Here is a 15,907-nt window from a genome sequence, read left to right on the forward strand (position 1 = left end):
TATTCTTTTTTCTAGGTTCAGTTCTCTGTGCCTTAAGTTCGCGGTGTGAACCGCTCTCTCTCTGGCGCTTTATTAATATACTTATTTCGCAAGGGGTTGTCAAGCGTTTTGCGAAAATATTTTTGATGTTGTGTAGAAACTATACACCGTATGCGTTTTGGCTGTTGAGACAGACTATTTCACCCGATCGCCCAATCTGCTTTTCCGGATTTCACTTGTTTGGGGCGTAATTCTAAGGTTTTTTTCCGGGGACTCTTCCGCTAATGGGTAGAATATCTTTACAGACACAGACAGATGTTCTATATATATGTGTTCGATCGCCCGCCCATGAAAAAACCTACTGCTCGTCCTACTGCCTTGTTCCTAACCTGCGCCTCACTGCTGCTGGCTTGCAGTCAGACCAACACTCCCCAGACTGGTACTAATACAGTATCTCCAGGTACTTCACCAACTCCCACAGCTACGCCACAGGCTTCGGCTGCGGGGAACTCTGCGGCTATTCCGGTTGGGGTTGGGGTGGCGCAAACTAGCAATGTGGCTTTACTCGGTCAGGAACAGGTGGCTGGGGCGAAAATTGCTGAGAAGTATTTTAACGATAAGGGCGGTGTGGATGGGACGCCGATTAGACTGGTGTTCCAAGATACGGGTGGAGATGAACAAGGGGCGATTAATGCGTTTAATACTCTGATCAATCAGGATAAGGTGGTGGGGATTGTGGGCCCAACTCTATCACAGCAGGCTTTTGGTGCCGATCCGATCGCCGATCGCGCCAAAGTTCCCGTCCTCGCACCGTCCAACACGGCTAAAGGCATTCCCCAGATTGGCGATTATGTGGCCAGAGTCTCCGCGCCTGTCGCCGTGGTGGCACCTAATGCAGTTAAAGCGGCCCTGAAGCAAAATCCCAATATCAAGAAAGTAGCCGTGTTTTTTGCTCAGAATGATGCTTTCAGCAAATCTGAGACTGAAACTTTTCAGAAAACCGTTAAAGAGATGGGGCTGGAATTGGCAACAGTCCAAAAATTCTTGACTACTGATACAGATTTCCAATCTCAAGCCACTAATGGGATCAATGTCAAGCCCGATTTGATAATTATTTCTGGGTTGGCCGCAGATGGAGGCAATTTAATTAAGCAATTGCGGGAGTTGGGCTACAAAGGCGTTATTATTGGCGGCAACGGTTTGAATACTTCCAATGTATTTACTGTTTGCAAGGCTCTTTGCGATGGGGTTTTGATTGCCCAAGCATACAGTCCGGAATATCAGAATGAAATTAATAAGGCTTTCCGCGATGCTTATCGCGCTCAATTTAAGAAGGAACCGCCTCAGTTTAGCGCTCAAGCTTTTACTGGCGTACAAGTTTTTGTGGAGTCATTAAAGGCAATTAATGCTCAGTCTAAGGTTAGCGAAAAACCTTTGGCAGAATTGCGTACAAAGCTTAATGAGCGGTTGTTGACTGGCAAGTATGATACGCCTTTGGGGGAAATTTCTTTTACGCCGGAAGGTGAAATAAATCAAAAAGACTTTTATGTGGCACAAATTAAAATGAATGCGGATGGAGTTAATGGGAAGTTTGAATTTTTGAAATAAAGGAATTTCGGCAACGAATTTTGTAGGGATTTAACGAATGTAGTCAAAAATATGACAGTAGTTTTTTAGCCTATTTGTGATTGAATGATTTAATTTTGATGCCTAATTAGTGACTGGCGATGGACTTAACTCTGTTTCTGCAACAATTTCTGAATGGTTTGTCGATCGGCAGCGTGTATGCTATTTTTGCACTGGGATACACGCTGGTGTTTTCTATTCTGGGAATTATTAATTTTGCTCACGGTGCGGTATTTACCTTGGGTGCTTACTTTACTTATGCGCTGATGGGAGGTGCTGTCGGTTTTAATGGGTTGTGGGCTAATGCTCGAATTCCGGTGCAGTTGCCTTTTGCTGCGGCGTTAATTTTGGGAAGTGTCATGGCTGGTTGGGTGGGAGTAATTGTTGAACGAGTTGCTTTTTTACCTTTGCGCCACCGACACTCCGATCCTCTGCTGACGGTGGTTTCTAGTTTGGGTGTTGCAGTTGCGATCGCAAATATCATCCAATATCTTGTCGGGGCGGAAATTTACACTTTTCCTGCTAACACTTATGGCTATTTGCCTGCGGCAATTAACTTCGGAACAGCGGATAAACCTATTCCGATTCGTAGTGTTCAAATAGTAATTTTTGCGGTATCTGTTGCGATTGTGGCTGTTTTAACTTACTTGATAAATTTCACTAAGTTTGGCAAAGCAATGCAGGCTGTGGCTGAAGATGCGACTACTTCTAGTTTGTTGGGGATTGATACCGATCGATATATTGTGTTGACGTTTTTTGTGAGCAGTTTTCTGGCTGGTTTGGCGGGGAGTTTGGTAGGTTCTAGTGTGAGTATTGCTGGGCCATATTTTGGTATTGCTTTTGGTTTGAAGGGTTTGGCGGTGATTGTGCTTGGAGGGTTGGGGAGTATTCCTGGGGCGGTTTTGGGTGGGTTTATCATTGGTTTGGTGGAGGCTTTTGTACCGGGAGATTTTTCGGCTTATAAGGATGCTGTGGCTTTTGCGATATTGTTTTTGATGCTGTTGGTGAGGCCGCAGGGTTTGTTTGGCAGGCGTTTGATTCAAAAGGTGTAGGATGGTTTGTAAGAACTTTAGTCCGTCAGTTGCCACAAAGATGTTTTATGAAAGAAGCAGTTCCATTAATTGTAAGCGATAGCCTTTTTTTGCGATTGGCAAATCGAGAGGATGTCTGCAAAATTATTAAATTTTACAGTGACAACCAAAGATTTTTTACTCCGTGGCACCGACAATGGGCGGAGGATTTTTTAACGGAAAGCTATTGGCAAAAACAAGTAGAGAAAAATTGGGAAGGATTTGAGTCTGACAAATCTTTAAAGTTGTGGATTTTTGAGAAGGATAATCCTGAGTATATTGTCGGTAACGTTAATTTTGATAATTTTGTACGAGGTGCAGGTCATTTCTGCTTTTTAGGATATAATCTGGCAGAAGCGCAACAAGGTAAAGGTTACATGACTGAAGCTGTGCGGGGGGCGATTCAATATGTCTTTGAAGAGTTGAATTTACATCGCATTATGGCAAATTATATGCCTCACAATCAGCGCAGCGGTAATCTACTTAAAAGATTGGGATTTGTGGTGGAAGGTTACGCGAGAGATTATTTGTTCATAAATGGTCGGTGGGAAGACCATATTCAGACTAGCTTAATCAATTATAATTGGAAACCAAGTTAACCAGATTTTTTCTAATAATTTATAATCTAAAATCAAATGGCTACATTTTTTACTACTTATGGGTTTCTGATTGTCTCGATGTTGTTGGGTGCAATGTTGGGAATGTCGCTGTATTTACCTCTAATGACTGGTCAATTGTCTCTAGCTAGCCCCGGTTTTTATGCGTTGGGTGGGTATATTGCGGCGATTTTGTCTACGACGGTGTTTAAGCCGATAGGGGGTTTGTTTCCTCTACCATTGCTGTTGGTGGAGATGATAATTGCAGGGGTTGTTTCGGGGTTGTTGGGGATTTTGGTGGGAATTCCGGCGCTGCGGTTGAGTGGGATTTATTTGGCGATCGCAACTATTGCTTTTGTGGAAATTCTGCGGGTTTTATCGCTGAATCTGGATATCACTGGCGGGGCGGTTGGTATTTTTGGGATTCCGCAACCGTTTGCGACGCCGATCGAGTATTTGTGGATTGTACTGCCTTTACTATTGGTAAGTATGGCGATCGTCTACCGGCTGGAACGGATTCGGGTGGGGCGGGCTTTTGCGGCGATTCGGGCTGATGAGTTGGCGGCGGATGCGATCGGCATTAACCCAACTTTTTATAAGGTTTTGGCCTTTACATTAGGTGCTGTTTTAGCTGGTGTTGTGGGTGCTGTTAGTGCCCATTTTCTGAATACTTGGAACGCGCGTCAAGGTACTTTTGATGCTAGTATTATTTACTTGACTTCTGTGTTGATTGGTGGTAGCAGAACGTTTTTGGGAGCAGTTTTGGGTGGGATGGTGTTTACTGCTTTACCGGAGGTTTTAAGGGGAATGGCGACTATTCAGGGATTGCCGGTTTGGTTGGCGCAATTTCTGCGGGATGGGCGGTTAATTATTTTTGGGTTGCTGATTGTTTTGGGGACAATCTTTTTTCCGCAAGGTTTGGTGACGCCGGAGTTGTTGAAAAGGTGGAAGAAGGGCGATCGTACTTCTGTTTAAAATTGGATTTTTGGTAGATGGATATGCGATCGCATCCCCAGTCCTTATCGATCGCCTATCTATAAAACCGTGTCTCACAGATCGCTTATGATAAATGTATCCTCGTATGTCTAGGAGTTTAAAGTATGTCTCTCGCTGAGTTAATTCCTTTGGTGAACAGTCTGAGCCAGCCAGACAAATTATCACTATTCAAACTCCTAGCTGTGCAAATCCCAAAGGCTGAACTACAAGTTATCTTTTCTGCATCAGAGTATCCGGTTTGGTCGCCCTACGATGCAACGGAAGCTGCAAACATTATGATGCAGATGATTCAGGATGACCGAGAGGCATCTACTCATGCCTAGTACGATCGAGTTTCCCTTTTCTGACGATGAAGTATTACCCACGATTCCCATTACTCTGAGTCATGCAGGCATTTCTGTCTCCGCGAATGCACTGCTAGATAGTGGGTCTGCGGTCAACCTATTACCTTATGACATAGGGCTGCAATTGGGTGTAATTTGGGAAGAACAAACTATCCGCTTGCCATTGGCTGGAAATCTTGCAAGGGTTGAGGCACGGGGTATATTTGTACACGTTCAAATTGGGAATCTGGAACCAGTTCGTCTAGCATTTGCCTGGGCAGAATCCTCTCAAGTACCCTTAATTCTCGGGCAAACAAACTTCTTTCGAGAATTTGATGTTTGTTTTCAGAGATCGCGATGCACGATCGAGATTATCCGTTTCTAATCAGCGTCGATGTCGATCGGTAAAAAAGAGAGGGGCGATCGCCGATCGATAAAATAGTAATGGGCGATCGTACTGCCTGTTTGGTTTGCGAAATTTCTGCGGGATGGGCAGTTAATTGTGTTTGGGGTGCTGATTGTTTTGGGGACGATATTTTTTCCGCAAGGTTTGGTGACGCCGGAATTGTTGAAGAGGTGGAAAAAGGGCACTCGCACTTCTTGATGGAATACCCTTGAACAAGCAAGATAGCTAATCTCACCCAACCTCTCCCTTAGATGTAATTATTCGTTAAATTCCACAATACTCTACCTAATATTCCCATCATCATAAACACGACAAGAATTCAGCGGTATCATACCAAGATTGACAATTCCTCCCAAGTCAACCACATAGTCGCTGTATCCAGGAGATTTTCTGTACACGTGCATCGCGAATTTTACAGGTGTTGTGACATCTGCTGACGTAAGAGGAGTTTGTTCTGATCTCTCATACCACCTTCTATCTCCTGACTTAGTATTGTAAGTAGGTAAAAAACTTCTCCATTCAGCTCCTCTAATATAGCCCAATGGTTGACCGCTAATGTTAATTCCCTTAACTGGTCTCCAAAAAATTTTGAAATCTACGTGTTCAACACGAGCATCTCTACTGCCTGCTTCACCTTTGACCCTATACCTAACGCTGTTAGAGTAATTACAGAATTCAGCATATTTTATCTCACCAAATATACCGTTACGTTCTTGGTAATTAGGTGATGCTACTGATAGAGATTGAAACAATAAAATAGCTGCAAGAGTAAGAGAAAAAATTATTCCTGAATGAAAATACCTTCCCATAGCACCAACCTTATATTGTATGATAACTACTTGACAAGCAAAAGCATGAGCGGTCGCTATTCAGTAACGGGATTAATTTGGCAGCTACTTTCTCTAGCGATGAGGCTGCTTTTTGGCTCTTCCGTATCATAAACCGATCGCCCAAAACTGCAAAGCTAAAAAAGACGGAAAAAGACGGGTATTTCTAAAATTGCCATGCAAGGCGGATAAAGACGGATAAAGACGGATAAAGTCGGATATACTAACGATAGTTATCTGACACCGATACTGATGGACACTGCCGATATCTTGCAACTTGTAGATGAAGTAGTCCGCGCAAAGACAGGCAAACGTCTAAATGACTTGCAGCGCGGAATTATCGATGGAATACTGAAGCGACAAAAGTATTCTGACATTGCTAATATTTATGGTTGTACTCCGGGTCACGCTAAAGATGTAGGTTATAAGCTTTTGCAACTGTTATCTGATGCTTTTGGCGAAGCAGTTGATAAAGGTAATCTGGAATCTGTTCTAGAACGGCAATTAAATCTGAATATAAATTTTGGCGATCGTAATAATAATACTCATTTTGGTCATAGCAATACAATTAACTATATCAATGGTTGCTCAGAACTACCCAATGCTACCCCAGATAAAAGTCAGCCTCCGACTCCCGACTACCATGACGGCACGAATCAAGTTAAAATTGAAATGATTGGTAAATTACGACAGTTGGGATTGAAGGATGAGCAAATTGCAGAGGTGCTAGGGTTAGCCTTGGAGGTAGTGAAGCAGATGGATTGAAATAGCTTTTAGTTGTTTAAAACACACATCCTCAGTCAGGAGGTATAAGTTTTATGTTTGCAGTCGTCACCCCAGAAACAATTCATTTGCCACCAGGAACGCTGATAAAATTTCCTGGTACTTGGCAGGATTACCAAGCGCTTGTAGAACAATTGGGCGATCGTCAGATTCCGCGCATCAAATATCGACCAGGAGAGATTTTATTAATGTCCCCTTTACCCGTACACGGAAAACAAGCAAATATCATTGCTGATGTTGTCAAAGTTTTGCTAGATTGCTTGGGGCGAGATTATGAAGCGTTTACGCCAATTACGATGGATTTGCCGGAGGAAAGAGGAATTGAACCAGATTATTGTTTTTATATTGATAATTGCGCGGCAATTCTTGGTAAAGATCGGATTGCTTGGGGTGTTGAACCGCCGCCCGATCTGGTGATTGAAGTAGACGTAACTAGCTATACGGATTTAGATGATTATTTGCCTTATCAAGTGCCGGAAGTGTGGCTGCTTAAGAAAAATAAGCTCAGAATTTACGACTTGCAAAACGATCGATATGTCGAAAGTTCCATCAGCCGTTATTTTCCCAATTTTAATATATCAGAAATTGTGGAGGAATGCTGGCAAATGTCGCGCGATCGCCATACAAGTACAGTTATTCGGGAGTTGCGACTGAAAATTGAAAGGGAAAACGGTTGAATCATATGGTGTTCGGTGAATCGATCGTAATTCCTGTAGGGGCAAATTCACCAACAATAATTGCCTAAAACCGAAAATTATCATAAACCTGCCCCCGCCCAACGATTACAAACAATTTCGATCGCGCGCAATTAAACAAACATGGTATTCTGCCAAATCTTAATAGTTTTGTCACTGCTGCCACTAGCCAAAAACTCTCCTTCCGGGCTAAAATTTACCGAGTAAACCGAGTTAGTATGACCTGCAATATTGCAAATTTCTTGACCGTCTTTAACTCGCCAAATCTTGATAGTTTGATTGCTGCTGCTGGCTATAATCTCGCTATCTGGACTAAAGGCGATCGAATCGACGTACCAGGAATGTCCTGTAATAGTTAAAACTTCTTGCCAATCTTTTACCCACCAAATCTTAATAGTATTGTCGTGGCTGCCGCTAGCCAAAAACTCGCCATTGGGACTAAAAGCTATGCAGCGAACGCAGTCTGTATGACCTGTCAGCGTGCGAAGTAGCTTCCCATCTTTGACTCGCCAAATCTTGATGGTTCTATCCCAACTGCTGCTAGCAAGAGTTTCTCCATCGGGGCTGAAAGCGACACAATAAACTAAGTTGATGTGGCCTGCTAGCGTGCAGATTTCTTGTCCGTCTTTGACTCGCCAAATCTTGATTGTTCTGTCCCAACTGCTGCTAGCAATTAGAGTTCCATCGGGACTGAATGCTGCGCCGTAAACTGAGTTGCTGTGACCCACAAGCGATCGCATTTCTTGCCCGTCTTTCATGCGCCAAAGTTTGATTGTTTTGTCGTGGCTGCTGCTGGCTAGCATCAGTCCGTCGGGGCTGAAAGCTACTGTATAAACTGAGTTTGTATGGCCTGCGAGAGTTACTATTTCTTGCCCGTCTTCTACTCGCCACAGTTTGATTGTTTTGTCATCACTAGCGCTGGCTATGACTTCTCCGTTGGGGCTGAAAGCAACAGAGTAAATTAAGTTTTTGTGACCTGTTAAGGTGTGAATACATTGCCAGTTATAGGTTGGTTTTTGGGGTTCGGCGGAAGTTTTTTGTGGTTTAATTAACTTGTTGGATGTTTTTTCGGGTATTACTAGGTCGATCGCACTTTGCGGATTAATTTCTTTTAATACTTCAATTGCTGTTTGATAACGACGGTTAGTAGCATTGTCAATCAGTTTATCTAAAATTTTACCTAGTTCTTCACTGACTGGGTTGTTCGTTAAATACTGCCGCCAAATCCAGGCATCCTCGCCCGGATCGAAGAGGTCGAAGGGGGAAACTTGTGTTAGCAAGTACAGGCAAGTTACGCCTAAACTGTACAAATCGCTGGTAAAAAATGCTTTGCCTCTGGCTTGTTCGGGGGCGATGTATTCGGGGCTGCCGATGCTGGTTCCTGTTTTGAGTAATGCCGTACCTGTGGCAATTTTGGCTGCGCCAAAATCTACTAAAACTAATTGTTTGTCTGTGGCACGGCGAATGATGTTTCCGGGTTTGATGTCTCGGTGAATGACGTTGTGCGAGTGGATGAAGTGAATGACTGGTAGTAAGCTATTGAGTAAGTCTTTGATTTGAGTTTCTGTAAATGTGCCTTCTTGTTCGACGATTTGTGCTAAATTTTGTCCATCGATAAATTCTTGTACTACGTATTGTCGGTTGTCTTGGGTGGAATAGGCTAATAGTTCTGGAATTTGGGGGTGTTTGCCCAATTCGTCCAATCGCATTGCTTCTTGTTCAAACAGTTGGGCTGCTTTTTTGCTGTTACGATCGACTCCAGATGGTATTAGTTGGCTGTCTGGTAAAAATTGCTTGATGACGCAGCGGGGTTTGGAGGGTTTGTCTTCGTCTACGGCGAGAAATGTTCTGCCAAAGCCGCCTTGTCCGATCGCCTTTATAGCACGGTATCTGTCGCGCAGCAGCAGTTTTGACCGGCAATTGCGGCAAATTTTGGCTGCATCCGGGTTGTGGGGCTTGGAACAGTTCGGGTTTAAACAGTAACTCATTCGATTTTAGATTTTAGATTTTAGATAAGACGGCGGTTGAAACCGCGTCTACACAAACGAAGTCTGCCTCCGCAGACTGAAGAAAATAAAAAAATTTTAACCGCTTTTGTCTTCAACCCGCGGAGGCGGGTTTGGTTTGTATAGACGCGGTTTCAACCGCCCGGTATTCCGATCCCAAGCTATTTTAGAAGTTCCACATGACGGGATTGTCATCTAAACGATCGGTGACTGTTCGCCCGGGTGACTGTTCGCCCGATCGCGTCAATCTCTTTTAAGTCCTCCTGACTTAACTTTACCTCAGCCACTTTAGCGTTATCGGTGGCTTGTTGGGCGTCGCGGGCGCCGACAATTGCATTGGTTTGCGGCTGCACAATCAACCAGGCCAATGCTAAGTTTCCCAAGCTTGTCTGGTGGCGATCGGCAATTGGCGGCAGTTGATTTAATGCTGTTTGCACTCGGGCATAATTTTCTTTGAGGAACAGCTTATTTTTGGCGCGGCGATCTCCTTCTGCACATTTGTGTTCTGGCCCAAATTCACCTGTCAATATTCCTTGGGCTAGAGATGAATAGGCGATGATTGAGATATGATTTTCTTGACAGTAGAGCATGGCGTCTTTTTCTACGCAGCGCCAAAACAGAGAATAGGGCGGTTGCAAGCTGTCAATGCGTCCGTATTGGGAGGCTTCTGCTATTTGGGCCTGGGAAAAGTTGGAAACGCCGATCGCCCGAATCTTCCCCTGTTGCTTTAATTTGTTCAGGGCGTCCATTGTTTCGGCAATTGGTACAGCTTTGGAATTCCAAGTGTCGGCGGGCCAGTGGATTTGGTACAGGTCGATATAATCGGTGTTGAGGTTTTTTAGCGATCGCACGCTTCGACTACCAAATCTGCTCTGAGGTGGTTGGCAAAGACTTTGCTAGCATATACTACTTGCGATCGCACGTCTGAAAGTGCTTGACCGATAATTTGTTCCGAATGCCCTTCTCCGTAAACCTCAGCCGTATCAAAGGTGGTAATACCGGCCTCAAAAGCGGCGCGCATGGCTTTGACACTTTCAGCATCCTCAATTCCCACCAACATCCACTTCCCAGCTTGCCAAGTCCCCATAATTATCGGGGTTATTTGAATTTCCGATGTCCCCAATTGTCGCTTTTCCATACCCTAAGTCCTCATTTGGATTTTTAGTATTCACCCTCAATCTATCTAATTTTAACAGAAAAAAGTAGGTATAGTAGCTTTGAGTCACCGATTTTGTTACTATTGTTAAACTCTAAAAAACACCTATGAAATCAACTACTTGCGCGCTGAAAGAATGGAATGTAGCGGTTAATGCTTTAGAATGTGGCAAAACGATTTTGCTGTTGCGAAAGGGTGGTATTCGCGAGCAAGCGGGACAGTTTAATGTCAGTGACAAGCAAGTCTTGCTTTATCCAACTTTTGAACACCAACAACCTGATTTATTAAAGCCAGATTTTGCAAGTCAAGTGAAAATTGTAGAATCGGGTTGGCATCCAGAAAATATTAGAATTGCCAGTTGGGCTGAGATTACTGATGTTTTTTTGGTGGCTTGGGAGCCAGCAATTAAGGCACTGTTTCCTTACCATATTTGGAATGAAAAATTTGTCGGCGACCGCCTGAAATGGAAACAAAACCAGCCAATTTATATTTTATTGCTGCGCGCTTATCGCCTCGCAGAAACAGCCGAAATTCCGTACATTTCTGAATACGGCGGTTGTCGTTCTTGGATTGATTTGGCAAGTCCTATTTCTCTGGAGGGGAGTGAAGCTGTTTTAAGCGATGGAGAGTACATTGCACGATCGCATGAAATTCGCAATCTGATGGCAAATCCTCCGAATGCCGATGGTTTGCAGAAAATCACAACGCTGACGGTTTAAAATTTATCTACGTATAACTTGTTGAAAGTTGATAGAATGTATTGGTATTGTTGTATGGGTAGCAACGAGCTGCTTTTTAAGCCCTTACAAAAAATAGACTTTCTACGTTTGGCTCATGTTTTGCCAGTATCTGTTACAGATGATAGCTGTACGATCGCTCCGATGAATGTTCGTCAATTGAAGGGAAGCATTCAGACTTTACAGGATGGGTGCTGTGAAATTGCCATGAAGATCGATCGCGCTTGCAAGGAAGGTTTGCAATGAGTCAGATCCAGCGCACCGTCTTGATTGTCGATCGCAGCCCGGAAGACTGTCATAAGTACCGACAGTATCTGCTGCGCGATCGCGAGTACCAATACAAAATAATCGCAGCGCCGTTAGGAAAAGAAGGGTTGGCGCTGTGGGAACAACACCAGCCGGATCTGGTGTTGCTCGATTACCGGCTGCCAGATATGGACGGTTTGCAATTTATCGCCCAACTGCGAAGCAAAATAGTATCGCAGCGATATTTGTCTGTAATTGTAGTCGGAGTCGGGAATGAGACGATCGCAGTCGAAGCTATCAAAGCCGGCGCCCAAGACTATCTCATCAAAGAACAATTGACACCGGAGAGCTTGCGGCTGGCGGTGAATGCGACGATCGACAAAGCGCAATTACACGCCAAATTGCAACAAAACGAAGAACGCTTGCACTTAGCGTTGAAAGCCGCTGGGATGGGTACTTGGGAATGGCAGATTCCTAAGAATTGTGTGGTGTGGTCTAATCTGGTAGGGCCGATTTTTGGTCTACCGCTGGGAACTTCTCCGGCAAGTTATGAAGATTTTATCGAACTCGTACATCCCGAAGACCGCGAGATTATTGGCGAGGCTATTACCAGTACCCTTGGGACAGGGATTAACTATGAAGTTGAATTTCGCACTGTCTGGGCCGATGGTTCGCTGCATTGGGTAGGCGCTAAAGGGCAACTTTACTATGACTGGGCTGGCAAACCGCTGCGGTTCCTGGGTACAGTAGTAGACCTCACTCAGTCGAAACAGGCAGAAGCAGAACGCCTGCAACGATTGCAGCGAGAGCGCGCGATCGCCCTAATTGCTCAACAAGTTCACCAATCGCTGGATTTAGAGCGCGTTTTGCAAACAACCGTAGAGGAAGTGCGACAGTTTCTCGACACGGATCGGGCGATCGTGTTTCGCTTGCAGCCAGATGGTAGCGGGACTGTGGTAGCAGAATCTGTGGGCACTGCGTGGCGATCGATCCTAGCTTCCCAAATCTACGATCCCTGTTTGGCCGAGAGTTATCTCGAACCCTACCGTCAAGGATTGGTGACGGCAAAAACAGATATTCACGATGTCTCGATCGACCCTTGTCACGTCGAACTGCTGGCTCAATTTCAAGTCAGGGCAAATCTAGTCGTACCCATCCTGCACGAAAAACAGTGTTGGGGACTGCTGATTGTCCATCACTGCGGCGGCCCGCGCCTGTGGCAACCTTTAGAAATTGATTTGCTTCAGCAGTTGGCCCAGCAGGTGAGCATTGCTATCCGGCAGGCAGAGCTTTATCAGCAAGCACAACACGAACTGCAAGAGCGGAAGCGCACCGAAGCAATTTTACGGGAAAGCGAAGAACGCTTCCGCCAGTTAGCAGAAAGCATCGATGCTGTGTTCTGGATTTCCGATTACCCTTCGGGGCGAGTGCTTTATGTCAGTCCTGCCTACGAACGGCTGTGGGGCTTGAATCCCAAATCTTTGTATGATGACTCTCGGGTTTGGCAGGATTTAGTGCATCCGGAACACCGCGAATCGAACGCCCGAGCGTTTGAGCAGAAAGCTGTTGAAGGCAAGTTCGATGAAGAGTACCGGATTGTTTTGCCCGATCGCACTGTACGCTGGGTGAGAGACCGCTGTTTTCCGGTCAAAGATGAGACAGGAAGGATTTATCGGCTCACAGGAATTGCTGAGGATATTACCGATCGCAAACAAGCTGAAATCGCTTTGCTAGAGAACGAACGCCAGTTTGCAACCCTAGCAGAAGCCTCTCCCGCTGCCATTTTCCGGTTCGATCTTCAAAATAATTGTCTCTATGTCAACCGCCGTTGGGGCGAAATGACAGGCCGATCGGTAGAAGAGGCGTTGGGGATGGGATGGGTGCAAGCTTTACATCCCGACGAACACGAGCGTCTGAGGAGAGAATGGCAAGAGTGGCGTGAAAAACCTGAGCCCAGAGGAATTTACCAGAACGAAGGCAGGCACGTAAAGCCAGACGGCAGCATTACCTGGTACTACACCCAGTCACTGCCCTACCTAGACAGTAACGGAACGGTGACGGGCTACGTGGGAACCTTGATCGACATCACCAAGCGCAAACAAGCAGAAGCATCCTTGCGCCACAACGAGCAACTCCTGCGATTGGCACTGTCGGGGGCCCATGCCGGCTCGTGGCACTGGGAAATTCCTACTGGTAAAGTTTTTTGGTCCCGGGAAAATTTCGATTTGTACGGACTCGATCCTGCGAAGGGTGCGCCCGAATACGCAGATTGGTTAAATGCCGTGCACCCCGAGGATCGCGATCGAGTCAATGCAGAGGTGGAGAGAGTTGTAGAGCAACACTGCGAAGAGTTTCACTGCGAATTCCGCATTGTTCACCCGAAATACGGCGTGCGGTGGCTTCTGGGGCTGGCCCGCCTCAGCTTAAGCCCGCAAAATGAACCGCTACAGTTGAGCGGCATTAACCTCGACATTACCGATCGCAAACAAGCTGAGGAAGAGATCCGTCAAAGCGAAGAACGCTATCGATATTTAACTGAATCAATCCCACAATTAGTATGGACAGCAAACGCTGAGGGAGTATTGCTAGATGTCAACCAACGCTGGTTAGATTTTACTGGGTTGACGCTAGCACAAGCCCAAGCCGAAGGTTGGCCGGCGGTTGTCCATCCTGAGGATGTCTCTATGATGGGCGATCGTTGGATGTCTGCTCAACAAGACGGCAGCCCTTATCAAGCCGAAGGTAGATTGCGGCGCTGCGACGGCGTGTATCGATGGTTTTTGCACCAAGCTATTCCCGTCAAGAATGAATCGGATCGAGTTGTCAAATGGTTTGGTACCGCAACTGATATTGAAGACCAAAAATGCTTGGAAAAGCAGCGGGACAGTATTTTGCAGCAGGAAAAAGCTCTGCGCGCAGCAGCGGAAAAAGCTAACCGTGCTAAGGATGAATTTTTGGCTGTGCTTTCTCACGAATTGCGATCGCCCTTGAATCCGATCCTGGGATGGGCGCAACTGCTGCAAAGTCAAGCTTTGAATGCGGCTCAAACTGCTAAAGCTTTAGACACGATCGAGCGCAATGCCAGATTGCAGACTCAGTTGATTGATGATTTGCTCGATATTGCGGGGATTATGCACGGCAAACTGAGCTTGAATCCCACCCCGGTGAATTTGAGTTTGGCTGTCGAATCTGCGATCGATACTGTGAAAACGGCAGCGGTGGCTAAGTCGATCGAGATTCATGCGGTGGTGCCGGATCTGGGGTTGGTGTCGGGCGATGCGGTGCGACTCCAGCAGATTGTCTGGAACTTGCTTTCTAATGCGATTAAGTTTACTCCCAACGGTGGCAGAGTGGAGATTCGGCTGGAGCGATCGGGCAATCGGGCGCTGATTGCCGTCAGCGATACCGGTAAAGGCATCCACCCTGACTTTTTGCTATCTATTTTTGATTCTTTTTACCAGGAAGACGTGTCTCTGACGCGCAAATATGGCGGGCTGGGATTGGGATTGGCGATCGTCCGCCATTTAGTCGAAGCACACGGCGGGACAATTGCTGCGGAGAGTGCGGGCGAGAATCAGGGATCTACTTTTAGGGTAAGTTTGCCGCTTTTAAAGGCTGAACCTGAGATGAACTTAGCAGAGGAAGTAGAGGAAGTGCGATCTTAGGTACGTTGTTGGGCTTCAGCCCTCTTAGGTACGTTGTTGCGCTTCAGCGCTCTCTTAATAGATAAAACCGGAGCGAAGACAGCGCAACTACATACCTTAAATACAAATTCAGTCCTCTTTAACACCTTTCAATGTACTTTTCGAGAGACGCGCTTCCACGAAACCCAGCCCAAAATCCGCAGCTAAGGCCATCAAAGCCGCCGGAATTGCCCCAGCCAAAAGTAACTGATTGTTGACTGTAGCAACGCCCCGAAAAATAAAGACTCCCAAGCCACCTGCACCAATTGCCGCCGCAATAGTTGCTAGCCCGATCGCAATTACCGCAGCAACTCGCACGCCCGCCAGAATCACGCCCAGCGCTAGGGGAAGTTCCACCTGCCACAACAGTTGCATATCCGTCATTCCCATGCCTGTCCCGGCCATCACAATCGCCCGATCGACGCCGATAATGCCCGTGTAAGTATTGCGGACAATTGGCAGTAGGGAATAGAGTGTCAGGGCGATGATTGCCGTGCGATCGCCTATTCCGCCCAATACCGGCACCGGAATTAGCAAGCCAAACAAAGCCAAACTGGGAATTGTTTGCATAATATTCGCAAAGCCCAAAATCGGCTTTTTCAATTTGGGTTTTCTCGTGACTAAAATCCCCAGAGGAATTCCCACAATCGTAGATATAACAATCGCGACTATTACTAAATATAAGTGTTCCATCGACCTCTGAACCATCTCAGCACCATAGCGGTTAATAAAATTAATCATTGCGTAATTCATGATTGCTAACAGCATTCGTATTTAG

General features: G+C 45.8%; 15 protein-coding genes and 1 pseudogene. 11 read left to right on the forward strand and 5 right to left on the reverse strand.

Translation table 11 applies throughout. The annotated features are described in order from the left end of the window. Positions 1–294: 294 nt before the first annotated feature. The 6 genes from QZW82_RS24560 (at position 295) to QZW82_RS24585 (ending at position 4,975) form a co-directional block, all read left to right on the forward strand. Complete coding sequence (locus tag QZW82_RS24560; protein ID WP_366665091.1) at positions 295–1,587, forward strand: ABC transporter substrate-binding protein; 1,293 nt, start codon at positions 295–297, stop codon at positions 1,585–1,587. 119 nt (positions 1,588–1,706) lie between these two features. After that, positions 1,707–2,657: a branched-chain amino acid ABC transporter permease gene (locus tag QZW82_RS24565; protein ID WP_293154235.1), complete on the forward strand. Its 951-nt coding sequence runs from the start codon at positions 1,707–1,709 to the stop codon at positions 2,655–2,657. A 47-nt stretch (positions 2,658–2,704) separates the two neighbouring features. Continuing rightward, on the forward strand, positions 2,705–3,274 hold the full coding sequence (locus tag QZW82_RS24570; RefSeq protein WP_293154239.1) for a GNAT family N-acetyltransferase: 570 nt from the start codon (positions 2,705–2,707) through the stop codon (positions 3,272–3,274). Between the two features lie 36 nt (positions 3,275–3,310). Then, positions 3,311–4,246: a branched-chain amino acid ABC transporter permease gene (locus tag QZW82_RS24575; RefSeq protein ID WP_293154242.1), complete on the forward strand. Its 936-nt coding sequence runs from the start codon at positions 3,311–3,313 to the stop codon at positions 4,244–4,246. A 125-nt stretch (positions 4,247–4,371) separates the two neighbouring features. Next, entirely contained in the window at positions 4,372–4,590 is a 219-nt protein-coding gene (locus tag QZW82_RS24580) for a hypothetical protein (RefSeq protein ID WP_293154245.1), read from the forward strand. Further along, positions 4,583–4,975, forward strand: a complete 393-nt coding sequence (locus QZW82_RS24585) for a hypothetical protein (protein WP_293154248.1) — start codon at positions 4,583–4,585, stop codon at positions 4,973–4,975. The genes QZW82_RS24580 and QZW82_RS24585 overlap by 8 nt, the downstream gene beginning before the upstream one ends. On the opposite strand, the gene QZW82_RS32305 is transcribed toward QZW82_RS24585, so the two are convergent. Both QZW82_RS32305 and QZW82_RS24595 read right to left on the reverse strand, forming a co-directional pair. Then, positions 4,972–5,181 carry a hypothetical protein gene (locus QZW82_RS32305; RefSeq protein ID WP_366665092.1) on the reverse strand — a complete coding sequence of 70 codons (210 nt, stop codon included), beginning with the start codon at positions 5,179–5,181 and terminating at the stop codon, positions 4,972–4,974. The genes QZW82_RS24585 and QZW82_RS32305 overlap by 4 nt on opposite strands. A gap of 96 nt (positions 5,182–5,277) precedes the next feature. After that, positions 5,278–5,805, reverse strand: a complete 528-nt coding sequence (locus QZW82_RS24595) for a hypothetical protein (RefSeq protein WP_293154251.1) — start codon at positions 5,803–5,805, stop codon at positions 5,278–5,280. A gap of 270 nt (positions 5,806–6,075) precedes the next feature. Between QZW82_RS24595 and QZW82_RS24600 the strand changes: the two genes are divergently transcribed. Next, positions 6,076–6,588 carry a hypothetical protein gene (locus QZW82_RS24600; RefSeq protein ID WP_293154254.1) on the forward strand — a complete coding sequence of 171 codons (513 nt, stop codon included), beginning with the start codon at positions 6,076–6,078 and terminating at the stop codon, positions 6,586–6,588. 53 nt (positions 6,589–6,641) lie between these two features. Next, a complete protein-coding gene (locus QZW82_RS24605; RefSeq protein ID WP_293154257.1) occupies positions 6,642–7,283 on the forward strand; it encodes a Uma2 family endonuclease in 642 nt (213 codons plus the stop codon). A gap of 131 nt (positions 7,284–7,414) precedes the next feature. On the opposite strand, the gene QZW82_RS24610 is transcribed toward QZW82_RS24605, so the two are convergent. Together QZW82_RS24610 and QZW82_RS24615 are read right to left on the reverse strand one after the other, a co-directional pair. Then, positions 7,415–9,289: a serine/threonine-protein kinase gene (locus QZW82_RS24610; protein WP_293154260.1), complete on the reverse strand. Its 1,875-nt coding sequence runs from the start codon at positions 9,287–9,289 to the stop codon at positions 7,415–7,417. Positions 9,290–9,473: 184 nt separating this feature from the next. Beyond that, positions 9,474–10,445: pseudogene (locus QZW82_RS24615) on the reverse strand (aldo/keto reductase). 125 nt (positions 10,446–10,570) lie between these two features. Here QZW82_RS24615 and QZW82_RS24620 point away from each other — a divergent pair. The 3 genes from QZW82_RS24620 to QZW82_RS24630 are packed head-to-tail and all read left to right on the forward strand — an operon-like array spanning position 10,571 to position 15,111. Next, positions 10,571–11,182 (forward strand): DUF1802 family protein, encoded by a 612-nt coding sequence (locus QZW82_RS24620; protein WP_293154263.1) that lies wholly within the window; start codon positions 10,571–10,573, stop codon positions 11,180–11,182. A gap of 54 nt (positions 11,183–11,236) precedes the next feature. Then, positions 11,237–11,446 (forward strand): hypothetical protein, encoded by a 210-nt coding sequence (locus tag QZW82_RS24625; RefSeq protein ID WP_293154266.1) that lies wholly within the window; start codon positions 11,237–11,239, stop codon positions 11,444–11,446. Further along, positions 11,443–15,111, forward strand: coding sequence for a PAS domain-containing protein (locus tag QZW82_RS24630; RefSeq protein ID WP_293154269.1), 3,669 nt, complete (start codon positions 11,443–11,445; stop codon positions 15,109–15,111). The genes QZW82_RS24625 and QZW82_RS24630 overlap by 4 nt, the downstream gene beginning before the upstream one ends. Positions 15,112–15,219: 108 nt before the next feature. Here the strand turns inward: QZW82_RS24630 and QZW82_RS24635 are convergent, their stop codons facing one another. Then, complete coding sequence (locus QZW82_RS24635; protein ID WP_366665093.1) at positions 15,220–15,897, reverse strand: ABC transporter permease; 678 nt, start codon at positions 15,895–15,897, stop codon at positions 15,220–15,222. Between the last annotated feature and the right edge of the window lie 10 nt (positions 15,898–15,907).

It is taken from the genome of Microcoleus sp. bin48.metabat.b7b8b9.023 (genome assembly GCF_013299185.1).
Lineage (GTDB): Bacteria > Cyanobacteriota > Cyanobacteriia > Cyanobacteriales > Microcoleaceae > Microcoleus.

Coding starts and splice junctions, on each gene's coding strand:
- QZW82_RS24585 (WP_293154248.1), top strand. CDS start 4,583: ATGCCTAGTACGATCGAGTTTCCCTTTTCTGACGATGAAGTATTACCC.
- QZW82_RS24580 (WP_293154245.1), top strand. CDS start 4,372: ATGTCTCTCGCTGAGTTAATTCCTTTGGTGAACAGTCTGAGCCAGCCA.
- QZW82_RS24620 (WP_293154263.1), top strand. CDS start 10,571: ATGAAATCAACTACTTGCGCGCTGAAAGAATGGAATGTAGCGGTTAAT.
- QZW82_RS24565 (WP_293154235.1), top strand. CDS start 1,707: ATGGACTTAACTCTGTTTCTGCAACAATTTCTGAATGGTTTGTCGATC.
- QZW82_RS24560 (WP_366665091.1), top strand. CDS start 295: ATGTTCTATATATATGTGTTCGATCGCCCGCCCATGAAAAAACCTACT.
- QZW82_RS24605 (WP_293154257.1), top strand. CDS start 6,642: ATGTTTGCAGTCGTCACCCCAGAAACAATTCATTTGCCACCAGGAACG.
- QZW82_RS24575 (WP_293154242.1), top strand. CDS start 3,311: ATGGCTACATTTTTTACTACTTATGGGTTTCTGATTGTCTCGATGTTG.
- QZW82_RS24625 (WP_293154266.1), top strand. CDS start 11,237: ATGGGTAGCAACGAGCTGCTTTTTAAGCCCTTACAAAAAATAGACTTT.
- QZW82_RS24630 (WP_293154269.1), top strand. CDS start 11,443: ATGAGTCAGATCCAGCGCACCGTCTTGATTGTCGATCGCAGCCCGGAA.
- QZW82_RS24570 (WP_293154239.1), top strand. CDS start 2,705: ATGAAAGAAGCAGTTCCATTAATTGTAAGCGATAGCCTTTTTTTGCGA.
- QZW82_RS24595 (WP_293154251.1), bottom strand. CDS start 5,805: ATGGGAAGGTATTTTCATTCAGGAATAATTTTTTCTCTTACTCTTGCA.
- QZW82_RS24600 (WP_293154254.1), top strand. CDS start 6,076: ATGGACACTGCCGATATCTTGCAACTTGTAGATGAAGTAGTCCGCGCA.
- QZW82_RS24610 (WP_293154260.1), bottom strand. CDS start 9,289: ATGAGTTACTGTTTAAACCCGAACTGTTCCAAGCCCCACAACCCGGAT.
- QZW82_RS24635 (WP_366665093.1), bottom strand. CDS start 15,897: ATGCTGTTAGCAATCATGAATTACGCAATGATTAATTTTATTAACCGC.